This window comes from Streptomyces sp. NPDC086023, from assembly GCF_044540325.1.
In the GTDB taxonomy this organism is placed as follows: domain Bacteria; phylum Actinomycetota; class Actinomycetes; order Streptomycetales; family Streptomycetaceae; genus Streptomyces.
Genome location: NZ_JBITRX010000001.1, coordinates 595,608 through 606,146, shown reverse-complemented (window position 1 = coordinate 606,146; position 10,539 = coordinate 595,608). Strand labels below are relative to the sequence as shown.

Annotated in this window: 9 protein-coding genes; 5 read left to right on the top strand and 4 right to left on the bottom strand. The window is 73.8% G+C overall.

What is annotated here, in order from left to right; genetic code table 11:
- Nucleotides 1-623: 623 nt before the first annotated feature.
- Together ACIF6F_RS02710 and ACIF6F_RS02705 are read right to left on the bottom strand one after the other, a co-directional pair.
- On the bottom strand, nucleotides 624-1,535 hold the full coding sequence (locus ACIF6F_RS02710; protein WP_399940164.1) for a hypothetical protein: 912 nt from the start codon (nucleotides 1,533-1,535) through the stop codon (nucleotides 624-626).
- Entirely contained in the window at nucleotides 1,532-2,176 is a 645-nt protein-coding gene (locus tag ACIF6F_RS02705; RefSeq protein WP_399940162.1) for a papain-like cysteine protease family protein, read from the bottom strand. The genes ACIF6F_RS02710 and ACIF6F_RS02705 overlap by 4 nt, the downstream gene beginning before the upstream one ends.
- A gap of 279 nt (nucleotides 2,177-2,455) precedes the next feature.
- Between ACIF6F_RS02705 and ACIF6F_RS02700 the strand changes: the two genes are divergently transcribed.
- Entirely contained in the window at nucleotides 2,456-3,412 is a 957-nt protein-coding gene (locus ACIF6F_RS02700) for a hypothetical protein (protein ID WP_399940160.1), read from the top strand.
- A 37-nt stretch (nucleotides 3,413-3,449) separates the two neighbouring features.
- Here the strand turns inward: ACIF6F_RS02700 and ACIF6F_RS02695 are convergent, their stop codons facing one another.
- Entirely contained in the window at nucleotides 3,450-3,875 is a 426-nt protein-coding gene (locus ACIF6F_RS02695; protein ID WP_399940157.1) for a Rieske (2Fe-2S) protein, read from the bottom strand.
- A 110-nt stretch (nucleotides 3,876-3,985) separates the two neighbouring features.
- Between ACIF6F_RS02695 and ACIF6F_RS02690 the strand changes: the two genes are divergently transcribed.
- Both ACIF6F_RS02690 and ACIF6F_RS02685 read left to right on the top strand, forming a co-directional pair.
- Nucleotides 3,986-4,858, top strand: a complete 873-nt coding sequence (locus ACIF6F_RS02690) for a carbohydrate kinase (protein WP_399940155.1) — start codon at nucleotides 3,986-3,988, stop codon at nucleotides 4,856-4,858.
- A gap of 102 nt (nucleotides 4,859-4,960) precedes the next feature.
- Nucleotides 4,961-5,752 carry an alpha/beta fold hydrolase gene (locus ACIF6F_RS02685; protein ID WP_399940152.1) on the top strand — a complete coding sequence of 264 codons (792 nt, stop codon included), beginning with the start codon at nucleotides 4,961-4,963 and terminating at the stop codon, nucleotides 5,750-5,752.
- 129 nt (nucleotides 5,753-5,881) lie between these two features.
- Here the strand turns inward: ACIF6F_RS02685 and uvrA are convergent, their stop codons facing one another.
- Nucleotides 5,882-8,830: an excinuclease ABC subunit UvrA gene (gene uvrA / locus ACIF6F_RS02680; protein ID WP_399940149.1), complete on the bottom strand. Its 2,949-nt coding sequence runs from the start codon at nucleotides 8,828-8,830 to the stop codon at nucleotides 5,882-5,884.
- A 173-nt stretch (nucleotides 8,831-9,003) separates the two neighbouring features.
- Here uvrA and ACIF6F_RS02675 point away from each other — a divergent pair, with 173 nt between their 5' ends.
- Both ACIF6F_RS02675 and ACIF6F_RS02670 read left to right on the top strand, forming a co-directional pair.
- Entirely contained in the window at nucleotides 9,004-9,693 is a 690-nt protein-coding gene (locus ACIF6F_RS02675) for a maleylpyruvate isomerase family mycothiol-dependent enzyme (protein ID WP_399940146.1), read from the top strand.
- A 9-nt stretch (nucleotides 9,694-9,702) separates the two neighbouring features.
- Complete coding sequence (locus ACIF6F_RS02670) at nucleotides 9,703-10,359, top strand: MBL fold metallo-hydrolase (protein ID WP_399940144.1); 657 nt, start codon at nucleotides 9,703-9,705, stop codon at nucleotides 10,357-10,359.
- Nucleotides 10,360-10,539 lie beyond the last annotated feature (180 nt).

Here is a 10,539-nt window from a genome sequence, read left to right as displayed (position 1 = left end):
CGAACACCGCCCGGGGGCCCCGCCCGCGCCGGGGCGCCGGGGTCCGTCGAGCGCCGGGGGGGCGGGAGGTACGGGGGGGGTACGGGGGGCCCGGGGGCGCTGCCCGCGAGGGGAAGCGCAGCCCTGTCCGGAACACGGCCTGGGCCGACGGGCGGCCCCGGGCGGGGGTCCGGGGCGAAGCCCAGGCTGACGGACAGCGCCCGGCGGGGTCCGGGGCGGAACCTGGGGTCCGGGGCGGAGCCTCGGGTCCGGGACGGAGCCTCGGGTCCGGGACGGAGCCTGGGGTGCCGGGCGCGGACCCAGGACCCTGGGCCGGCCCCCGGGGTCCGGGGCGCAGCCCCACGGGGTCCGGGGCGCAGCCCCGGGGAACGGTGGAAGGGCGGGGCGGGGAGAAGGCAGCCTGCCGGTGTGGGGCCGGTGCGGGACGGGGACGGGGCGCAGCCCCACGGGGTCCGGGGTGCAGCCCCGGGGAACGGTGGACGGGCGGGGAGAAGGCCGCCTGCCGGTGGGGGGCCGGGACGGGGCGGAGCCCCGCGGGGCGGCGGTGAGGACGCCGGCTCCCGCGGGGGTACGGGGCGCGGCCCAGGGGTTGGGGCGCGCCCCGCAGGCGGCGGCCGGCGCCGTCAGGCGACGCGGCGGCGCCGTACGAGCCAGACCGCGGCGAGGGCCGCCGCGCCGGCGAGCCCACCGGCTGCCGGCACGGCCACGTCACCGCCGCCACCCGCCGACGAAGCAGCCACCTCGCGGCCGGCCCCCGCCGACGGCGCGGCCGCGTGACCGCCGGCCCCCGGAGACGCCGCGGCCGCATAGCCGCCGGCCTTGCCGGACCTCGCGTACGCGGACCCCGGCAGCTTGGAGCCGTAGGCGGCCCGCACCCGCGCCCCGTACGCGGCGAGCGTGGTGCCCCGGGCGCCCACGGCCCGTACGGCGTCCGGGTCCAGCGGGAGCACCTTCGCCCCCTTGGCCACGTACCAGGCGTCGATCTGCGGCTCGCGGAAGACCAACCCGCCCGGCAGGGCCCGGGCCCCCGCCGCGGCGTAGCGGAACTCGTCGTCGCCGGTGGCGATGTTCACCACCTGCCAGGCCCCGCCCACCGGCGCGGTCCACAGCGAGGCGAGCTGCCCGTCGGCGGCGACGGCCTTGCTGGCCAGGAACTCGACCCGGGCGACCGGCGCGCCGGCCCGGCCCGCCACGAACTCGGGCGACAGGTAGTGCACGGCGAGCGTCCCGCCCTCGACGCGCGGCGCGGCGGCCGCCGCCGAGACCTTGCCCTCGCGGGAGAAGAACCGGGACAGGGTGGCGAGCGTGGCCGGCGCGGCGGCCGCGGCGCGGGCGGCGGCCAGGCTCTCCGCGGAGGCCGCCACCGGAGCAGGCACGGGAGCAGGCACGGAAGCCGACGCAGGAGCCGGCACGGCGGCCGGCGCACCGGGCGGCTGGGGAGCGGCGGCCTGCGCCTGCGGGGCGAGCACCAGCAGGGCCGCGGCGGCGGCACCTGTCAGGGCGGTGGCAGTGGCACGGAAGGTCATGCTGCTCACGCCCCGATCCGGTAGAGCGAGTGGGTCCAGGAGAAGGAGCCGTTGTTCACGTACCAGGCGTGGGAGGCCCAGTTGTAACGGTCGCTGGAGGGCCACGGGTCACCCCAGTAGACCCAGCTGTTGGCGTCGTCGTAGCCGTAGACCACATGCATGTGGCCACCGCCGCTCGACCACTGGATGCGGGTCTCGACCGGCCGGTTGTAGTTGATCTCGTTCTGGACGGTGGAGTAGCGCAGCCAGCCGTCGACGTACGAGCCGGAGCTGATGCCGGCCCAGTTCAGGGCGGTCTGGACGTTGCCGAGCGTGGCCTGCCAGTTGGGGCAGTCGTACCCCTGCTGGCGGTTGAAGGCGGCGTTGCAGAACTGGTTCTGGGAGTAGTTCCGGCCGAACCAGGTGGCGATCGTGTTGCCGGAGGCCGCCCAGCACCAGTTGGTCTTCTGCTGCGCCTGCATGGTGATGTTCAGCCGCTTGTAGGCGAGGGCGGCCGCCGGGGCGCCGGGTGCCGTCGGCGCGGACCGGCTCGCCCGTACGTCGTCCTGCGGGCCGGCGGCCGCCGTGGCGGAGGCGGGGCCGGCGGGCAGGGCGACCAGCAGGGCGGTGACGAAGGCGGCCAGGGACAGCCGCCCGTTTCTGTTGCGCATCGCGTTCGTCCCGGAGTGGGGATCCCCCGGGCCCCGCCGTCCGGCGGCAACCGGTCGGCGGGGCCCGGGGGGTGTGGGGATGGAGGAGCGCGTCCGGACGCTGTGGAGGAGCATCAGGTGTTGTCGCGATCAGGTCAACACGGTTCAATGCCAGGTGACATTGCAGTGTGAACGGTGACGCTGCGATGTGAACGCCCGGCCTCCGCCGACCAGGAACCCGGGCGCCACCGGTGGAACCCTCCGTCCCACCGGGCGTGAACATTCACAGAGGAGTCGCCAATGCGGCGCACCAGCGACCCCGGGGGCGATACGGGGGCCGCGGCGGGTGAGCTCGCGCAATTGCTCCGCGCGGGCCCCTTCCACCTCGCCCTGCGCGCCGCGCTCGCCGCGCGCGGTCTCCCCCTGCACCGCGTCCAGCACCGGCTGGCGTCCCGGGGCATCAAGGTCGGGGTGACCAGCCTCAGTTACTGGCAGCAGGGCGCCCGGCGCCCGCAGCGGCCCGAGTCGCTCAAGGCGGTGCGGGCGCTGGAGACGATCCTGGACCTGCCGTCGGGCGCGCTGACCCGGCTGCTGCTGCCCGCCGGGGCGCGCACGGAACCGGGCCGGCCGGCGGCCCGCCCTTACCCGGCGCTGATGGCGGCGGGGGACGCGGTCGAGCGGCTGCTGGCGGAGCTGGAGTGGCCCGCGGACGGCGGTCTGCACACGGTGGGCCACCACGAGCGCGTGCGGATCGGGGCGGGGTACGAGCTGAGCGGCCGCGACTCCCAGCACGTGGTGCGGGCCCACCGCGACGGGGTCGACCGCTACCTGGCCATCCACCACGGGGACCCGGGCTGCGACCCGGCGAGGGTGGAGGTGCGGGCCCAGGAGAACTGCCGGACCGGGCGGGTGCGCTGGCACCGGGAGACCGGTGTGGTGGTGGCGGAGCTGCTGTTCGACGCGCGGCTGCGCTCCGGGGACACGTACCTCTTCGGGTACGGCTTCGAGGACGGCACCGGCGGCCGCAGCAGCGAGTACCTGCGGGGCTTCAGCTACGCGGGCGGCCAGTACGTGCTCCAGGTCCGCTTCGACGAGGCCGCGCTGCCGGTGCGCTGCCGGCGGTTCAGCCAGTCCGGCCCGGGCGCGCCGCGCGGCGAGGTCGCGGACCTGACCCCGAGCGGGCGGCACCGCGCCGTGCACCTGGTGGAGACCGGCGTACGGCGCGGGATCCTGGGCATCGGCTGGGACTGGGAGTAGCGGGCGGCAGCCGCCCCGCCCGCGGCCCCCGGCGGCCTCAGCCCGCGATGATCTTGCCGCCCTCGACCTTCACCGGGATCTCCGGGAGCGGGCTCGGGGCGGGTCCGGAGAGCACCTTGCCGGTGGCGACGTCGAAGCGGCTCATGTGGCAGGGGCAGTTGCCCTCGCCGTTCTCGATCTTGTCCAGGATGCAGCCGGCGTGGGTGCACTTGGCGCTGAAGGCCCGGTACTGCCCCGCCGACGGCTGGCTGACCAGCAGCCGCTGCTCGCGGAACAGCTTGGCGCCGCCGACCGGCACGGCCTCCGCGCCACCCAGGTCCAGGGGCTCGCTGGGCTTCTCGGCGTCGACGGTGCTGCCGGCCTCGGTGGAGCAGGCGGCGAGCGAGATGCCGGCGGCGGCGGCACCCGCGAGCGCGGCGGCGCCCTTCAGCACGGTTCGGCGGGCGGCGGGCTGGGCGGACATGGTCTCTCCCGGGGGTCCAGGGGCGGTCGCGGTGGCCGCGAGGGGCGCGGAAACCCCTCCGACGATACCGGCGCTGCCGGTGCGGGGGCTGTCTGGGATACGTTCGCCCCGTGATCGTCGTCGGTGGAGAAGCCCTGATCGACCTCGTGCCCGCGCCCGGGCCCGCGGAGGCACTGCTGCCCCGCCCGGGCGGCGGGCCGTACAACACCGCCCTGGCGCTGGGGCGGCTCGGGGACCGGGTCGCGTTCTGCTCGCGGGTCTCGACGGACGCGTTCGGGGAGAAGCTGCTGGCCGGGCTGCGGGCGGCGGGGGTGGACTGCTCGCTGGTGCAGCGCGGGCCCGAGCCGACGACGTTGGCGGTGGCCTCGGTCGGGCCGGACGGCTCGGCGGCGTACAGCTTCTACACCGAGGGCACGGCGGACCGTTTCTTCACCCTGCCCGAGCTGCCCTCCGGGGTGCGCGGCCTGGCGCTGGGCACCTGTTCCCTGGTCCTGGAGCCGGGGGCCGGCGCGTACGAGGCGCTGCTGCGCCGGGAGGCCGGGCGTGGGGTGTTCACGCTGCTCGACCCCAACATCCGGCCGGGGCTGATCGCGGATCCCGAGGCGTACCGGGAGCGGTTCCTGGGCTGGCTGCCGTACGTCTCGCTGCTGAAGCTCTCGGAGGAGGACGCGGCCTGGCTGGGCGGGAGCGTGGACCGGTGGCTGGCGGCGGGGCCCCGCGCGGTGGTGCTGACCCGGGGCGCGGACGGGATGACGGTGCGCACGCGGGAGGGCGCGGAGCACTCCGTACCGGCGCGGCGGGTGGCGGTGGCGGACACGATCGGGGCCGGGGACACGGTGAACGCGGCCCTGCTGCACCGGCTGTTGGAGGGGCGGGATCCCGGTCGGCCGGACTGGCCGGCCGTGCTGGACTTCGCGGCCCGGGCCGCCGCGCTGACCTGTACCCGTGCGGGGGCCGAGCCGCCGTATGCGGCGGAACTGTGACGGATCGCCAACAAGCCAGCCAAATTTCGGAGTTTACGATCACGGCACCGGTCGGCGACGCTTGGACCGGGCAACGGCACCCCAGAGCGAAAAGGGACCACAGTGACGGAATTCCTGGAGTACGACGGCGGGCGGATCGCGTACGACGACAACGGGGCCGAGGGGCCGCTCGTCGTGTGCGTGCCGGGGCTGGGCAACACCCGCGCCGCGTACCGGTTCCTGGCTCCCGACCTGGGCGAGTCGGGGTTCCGGGTGGTCACCTGCGACCTGCGCGGGTCGGGCGGGTCGACCGCGGGTGAGCGGGAGTACGGACAGGACGCCCTGGCGGGTGATCTGCGGGCCCTGGTGCGGCACCTGGGTGCGGGGCCGGCGTTCGTCGTGGCGCACTCGAACGCGGCGGGTGCGGCGGTGGTCGCGGCCGCCGAGGAGCCGGGGCTGTTCGGCGGGCTGGTGCTGGTGGCGCCGTTCGTCCGGGCCGGGGCGGGCGCGGGGCTGCGGGCCGGGCGGTTCGTACGGTCATGGACGCGGCAGTGGGCCGGGCTGTTCCCGAAGGACAAGCCCGAGGACTTCGCCGACGCGCGGCGGGAGCTGTCGGAGTCGCTGCGGCAGCCGGGGCACCTGGCCGCGCTGCGGGCCATGATCGCGGCGGGTGCCGGGCCGGCCGAGGCGGCGCTCGGTGCGCTGGCGGTGCCGGTGCAGGTGGTGATGGGCGGGACGGACCCGCACTTCGGGCCGGACCCGCTGACCGAGGCCGAGTGGATCGGGGAGCGCACCGGTGGTGAAGTGGTCCTGATCGACGAGGCCGGGCACTACCCGATGTTGGACCGGCCGTCGCAGGTCATGGCGGCCGCGGTGCCCTTCATGGCCCGGGTGGCCATGCGGCGCGCGGCCTAGCGGGACTGCCGCTCCGGTCCGGCGGAGGACGGAACGACGACGGGGCCCGGTCCACACACGTGGTGGACCGGGCCCCGTCCGCGTCGTCCGCGTTCACGGGGTGGGTGCCGGAGAGCGGCACCCACCCGCTCAGCTCTTCTTGGCCCGCGAGGCCGCCGCGGTCTTCTTCGCGGCCGTCTTGCGCGGTGCCGCCTTCCTCGCGGAGCGCGCCGCCGGCACCGTCGCGTCCGAGACCCGGTCGGCGCCGAGGATGTCCCGGAGGAACTTGCCGGTGTGGCTGGCGCCGACGGAGGCGACCTGCTCGGGCGTGCCCTCGGCGACGACCATGCCGCCGCCGTAACCGCCCTCGGGTCCCATGTCGATGACCCAGTCGGCGGTCTTGATGACGTCCAGGTTGTGCTCGATGACGATCACCGAGTTGCCCTTGTCGACCAGCCCGGAGAGCACCTTGATCAGCTTCGAGATGTCCTCGAAGTGGAGTCCGGTGGTGGGCTCGTCCAGGACGTAGACCGTGCGCCCGGTGGAGCGCTTCTGCAGCTCGGAGGCGAGCTTCACGCGCTGCGCCTCGCCGCCGGAGAGGGTCGGCGCGGACTGGCCGAGGCGGACGTAGCCGAGGCCGACCTCGTTGAGCGTGCGCAGGTGCCGGGCGATGGTCGGGACGGCCTCGAAGAAGTCCAGGGCCTCCTCGATCGGCATGTCCAGGACCTCGGCGATGGACTTGCCCTTGTAGTGGACCTCCAGGGTCTCCCGGTTGTACCGGGCGCCGTGGCAGACCTCGCACGGGACGTACACGTCCGGCAGGAAGTTCATCTCGATCTTGATGGTGCCGTCGCCGGAGCAGTTCTCGCAGCGGCCGCCCTTGACGTTGAAGGAGAAGCGGCCGGGGAGGTAGCCGCGGACCTTCGCCTCCATCGTCTCGGCGAAGAGCTTGCGGACGTGGTCGAAGACGCCGGTGTACGTGGCCGGGTTGGACCGCGGGGTGCGGCCGATCGGCGACTGGTCGACGTGGACGACCTTGTCGACCAGGTCGTCGCCGGCGACCCGGGTGTGGCGGCCGGGCACCGTGCGCGCGCCGTTCAGCTCGCGGGCCAGGTGCGTGTACAGGATGTCGTTGACCAGCGTGGACTTGCCGGATCCCGAGACACCGGTGACGGCCGTGAACACCCCGAGCGGGAAGGACACGTCGATGTCCCGGAGGTTGTTCTCCTTGGCGCCGTGCACGGTGAGCTTCCGCTCGCCGTTCACCGGGCGGCGGACGTCCGGGACGGCGATCGACTTCTTGCCGGAGAGGTACTGGCCGGTCATCGAGTCGCCGTTCTTCAGCAGCTCCTTGAGGGAGCCGCTGTGCACGACCTTGCCGCCGTGCTCGCCGGCGCCGGGGCCGATGTCGACCACCCAGTCGGCCACCTTGATGGTGTCCTCGTCGTGCTCGACGACGATCAGGGTGTTGCCCATGTCGCGGAGCCGGACCAGGGTCTCGATGAGCCGGTGGTTGTCCCGCTGGTGCAGGCCGATGGACGGTTCGTCGAGGACGTAGAGCACGCCGACGAGGCCGGAACCGATCTGGGTGGCCAGCCGGATGCGCTGGGCCTCGCCTCCGGAGAGGGTGCCCGCGGCGCGGTTGAGGGAGAGGTAGTCGAGGCCGACGTCCACCAGGAAGCGGAGGCGTTCGTTGACCTCCTTCAGGACGCGCTCGGCGATCTTCTTGTCGCGGGCGTCGAGACGGAGGCGGCCGAGGAAGTCGGCGCACTCGCTGATCGACATCGCCGAGACCTCGGCGATCGACTTCTCCATGACCGTGACGGCGAGCACGATCGGCTTCAGGCGCGTGCCCTCACAGGTCGGGCACGGCACCTCGCGCATGTACCCCTCGAAGCGCTCGCGGCTGGAGTCGCTCTCGGCCTCCGAGTGCCGCCGCTTGACGAAGGGCACCGCGCCCTCGAAGGCCGTGGTGTACGCGCGCTCGCGGCCGTAGCGGTTGCGGTACCGCACCTGGATCTGGGTCTTGTGCCCGTACAGCAGCGCCTTCTTGGCCCGCTGCGGGAGGCCCGCCCAGGGGATGTCGGTGCGGAAGCCCAGCTCGTCGGCGAGGGCTCCGACCAGCCGCGCGAAGTAGTCCTTGGTGTGGCCGAGCGACCAGGGCGAGACCGCGCCCTCGTCGAGGGACTTCTCCTCGTCCGGGATGATCAGCTCCGGGTCGACCTCCATGCGCGTGCCGATGCCGGTGCACTCGGGGCAGGCGCCGAAGGGCGAGTTGAAGGAGAAAGAACGAGGCTCCAGTTCCTCGAAGGAGAGGTCGTCGTACGGGCAGTAGAGGTGCTCGGAGTACATCCGCTCACGCTCGGGGTCGTCCTCGGCGAGGTCGACGAAGTCGAGGATGACCATGCCGCCGGAGAGGCCGAGCGCGGTCTCGACCGAGTCGGTCAGGCGGCGCTTGGCGCTGTCCTTGACGGTGAGGCGGTCCACGACCACCTCGATGGTGTGCTTCTCCTGCTTCTTCAGCGTCGGCGGCTCGGAGAGCTGGACCGTCGTGCCGTCGACCCGGGCGCGGCTGTAGCCCTTGGTCTGGAGGTCGGCGAAGAGGTCGACGAACTCTCCCTTGCGCTCGCGCACCAGCGGCGAGAGGACCTGGAAGCGGCTGCCCTCGGGCAGCGCGAGGACCTTGTCGACGATGGCCTGCGGCGACTGCCGGGAGATCGGGCGGGAGCACTCCGGGCAGTGGGGCTTGCCGATGCGGGCGAACAGCAGGCGGAGGTAGTCGTACACCTCCGTGATCGTGCCGACCGTGGAGCGGGGGTTGCGCGAGGTGGACTTCTGGTCGATCGAGACGGCCGGGGAGAGGCCTTCGATGAAGTCGACGTCGGGCTTGTCCATCTGGCCGAGGAACTGGCGGGCGTACGAGGAGAGCGACTCGACGTAGCGGCGCTGCCCCTCGGCGAAGATCGTGTCGAACGCGAGGGAGGACTTGCCCGACCCGGAGAGTCCGGTGAAGACGATGAGCGAGTCGCGGGGCAGGTCGAGCGAGACGTTCTTCAGGTTGTGCTCGCGAGCGCCACGAACGATGAGACGGTCGGTCACGCCGGTCCGCACCTTTCTAGAGAGAGCGGGGGAACGGGCCCCCGTCCCAGGGTATGGGGGGTGCCACGAAGCTGTATCGAGGTTCGACTTCCGAGCGTATAGCACGCGCATTCGAATTATGGCGCGCGAACGCTTCCTTCACCCGAAGGTGTGGCGGCGCTATCGTCGGCGCCATGATTGATCATGTGCACGACCTGCACTCCGTACGTGCGGCGACCGACCGGCTGCTGAGCGCGGTCGCCAAACTGGACAACGCGTCCCTCGCCGAGCCGTCACGTCTGCCCGGCTGGACCCGGGGCCACATCCTGGCCCACCTCGCCCGCAACGCGGACGCCCTCGTCAACGTCTTCGAGGGCCGCCCCATGTACGCGAGCGCCGAGGCCCGGGACGCGGACATCGAGCGCGACGCGGGACGCACTCTGGAAGAACAGCTGGCGGACGTCCGTGATTCCGCGGACCGCTGGCAGGCCGTGACGGAGGTCCCCGCGGACTGGTCCCGCACGGTCGAGCTGCGCAACGGCGTCACGGACAGCGCGGCGCGCGTCCCCTTCCGCCGCCTGGTCGAGGTCGAGCTGCACCACGTCGACCTGGGCATCGGCTACGAGCTGGCGGACCTGCCCGCCGAGTTCACCGCCCGGGAGATCGAGTTCCTGGCCGAGCGCTGGTCGGACCGCCCCGAGGTGCCGCCCGTGGCCCTGGTCGCGGAGGACGGCGGCAGCTGGCACACCGGCTCCGCGGAGGGCACCCCGGTCACCGTCCGCGGCACCTCCGCCGACATCCTCGGCTGGCTGGCCGGCCGCGGCGACAAGGGCGCGGCGCTCACCGTCGACGGCGGCACGCTCCCCGCCCTGCCCCCGCTATAGGCTGCCGACATGACGTACAGCGGAGCGGTGAAGGTCGGCGGACCGGCCGACGTGCACGAACTCACGGACCTGATGATCTCCAAGGTCGCGGTGGGCCCGATGAACAACAACGCCTACCTGCTGCGGTGCCGCGCCACCGACGAGCAGCTGCTGATCGACGCCGCGGCGGAGCCGGAGACCCTGCTCCACCTGATCGGCGACGACGGCATCTCGTCCGTGGTCACCACCCACCAGCACGGCGACCACTGGGGCGCGCTGGCCGAGGTGGTCGCGGCCACCGGCGCGCGCACGTACGCGGGCCGGTACGACGCCGAGGGCATCCCGGTGACGACCGACGTGCCCGTCGAGGACGGCGACACGATCACGGTCGGCCGGGTCTCGCTGACCGCGCGCCACCTGGTGGGGCACACCCCGGGCTCGATCGCCCTCGTCTACGACGACCCGCACGGCCACCCCCACGTCTTCACCGGCGACTGCCTCTTCCCCGGCGGCGTCGGCAACACCCGGGGCGACGCGAAGGCCTTCGCGTCCCTGATCGACGACGTCGAGCAGAAGCTTTTCGGCCGCCTCCCGGACGAGACCTGGGTGTACCCGGGCCACGGCAACGACACCACCCTCGGTGCCGAGCGCCCGCACCTGGCGGAGTGGCGCGAGCGCGGCTGGTAGTCCGCCGCCCCCGCGTACGAAAAGGCCCTCCCGCGCCCGCGGGAGGGCCTTCCGCGTACCCGCCGCCGGCCGGCCGCGGCACCGTACGGGCACTCTCCCGCCGGGCCACGGGCCCCGCCGGACCGGTCAACCGGGCCAGGCGGGTGCACTCCTTCCGGTCAAGCTGTCCGGCACCCCCTC

Excerpts from the sequence above, each read along its gene's own strand:
- ACIF6F_RS02705 (WP_399940162.1), bottom strand. The coding sequence starts at position 2,176 with ATGCGCAACAGAAACGGGCGGCTGTCCCTGGCCGCCTTCGTCACCGCC.
- ACIF6F_RS02700 (WP_399940160.1), top strand. The coding sequence starts at position 2,456 with ATGCGGCGCACCAGCGACCCCGGGGGCGATACGGGGGCCGCGGCGGGT.
- ACIF6F_RS02695 (WP_399940157.1), bottom strand. The coding sequence starts at position 3,875 with ATGTCCGCCCAGCCCGCCGCCCGCCGAACCGTGCTGAAGGGCGCCGCC.
- ACIF6F_RS02675 (WP_399940146.1), top strand. The coding sequence starts at position 9,004 with ATGATTGATCATGTGCACGACCTGCACTCCGTACGTGCGGCGACCGAC.
- ACIF6F_RS02670 (WP_399940144.1), top strand. The coding sequence starts at position 9,703 with ATGACGTACAGCGGAGCGGTGAAGGTCGGCGGACCGGCCGACGTGCAC.